Consider the following 1,116-nt stretch of genomic DNA (forward strand, 5'->3'; position numbering starts at 1 on the left):
GCCAGACGATTACTATCAGCAGCGTATTGATCTGCAACCGGCCTTCAACAGCGATTTATTCCAGCAACTACTCGAACCTGAGAATTTACACCGAGCGTGGCGGCAAGTTAAAGCCAATAAAGGCGCGGCAGGTATCGATGGCATGACCATCGATGCCTTCCCACTTTGGATGCAACAAGGCGGTTGGCAACAGTGTAAAACTCAAATTGAGCAAAGCGAATATCAACCCTCAGCGGTCAGGCGTGTAGAGATCGACAAACCCGATGGAGGTAAACGAAAATTGGGGATCCCTAACGTCATTGACCGTGTGATACAGCAAGCAATAGCTCAAATACTCACGCCGTTGTTTGACCCATTTTTCTCGGCGAATAGCTTTGGTTTTAGGCCGAATAGAAACGCCAAACAAGCGGTACTGCAAGTTAAGGATATCATCAAACAGAAGCGAAAATTTGCCGTCGATGTTGATCTGTCTAAGTTCTTTGACCGAGTAAATCATGATCTCTTGATGACTCAACTTAGGAGCAAAGTGCAGGATAAGCGTCTGTTGGCGCTTATTGGTAAATACCTACGTGCAGGTGTGATGGTCAATGACCAATTTGAAGCAAGCTTCGAAGGAGTACCTCAAGGCGGTCCACTCTCGCCCTTACTATCAAACATTATGTTGGATAGTTTGGATAAAGAGCTGGAAAGCCGAGGGTATCAGTTTGCCCGCTACGCGGACGACTTTATCATTTTGGTAAGGTCTATTCGCGCGGGTGAACGGGTACTAAAGAGCATTACTCGCTACCTTGCCTTGAAACTAAAACTGGTCGTTAATGAACAGAAAAGCCAAGTGGTTAAGGTAGGACAAAGCAAGTTCCTAGGCTTTACATTTAACCGAGGAAAGATCCAGTGGCATGCTAAAACGTTACACATTTTCAAGCAAAAGATGAGACGGCTGACGAACCGAAATTGGGGCGTTAGTATGGGGTATCAATTGTTTAAAGTGCGGCAATATATGCAAGGCTGGATCAACTACTTTGGCATAGCGAATGCTTATCAAGGATGTGTCGATTTAGACCATTGGATCCGTCGTCGGGTACGTATGTGCTACTGGCGTCAGTGGCGAAAACCACG

General features: G+C 46.1%; 1 protein-coding gene. It reads left to right on the top strand.

Features of this window, described 5'->3' with window-relative positions:
• Positions 1–1,116 (top strand): group II intron reverse transcriptase/maturase (gene ltrA, locus ACVBIO_RS21545; RefSeq protein ID WP_447173427.1); only part of this gene is annotated, 1,116 nt, incomplete at both ends.

This window comes from Shewanella sp. 0m-8, from assembly GCF_052977265.1.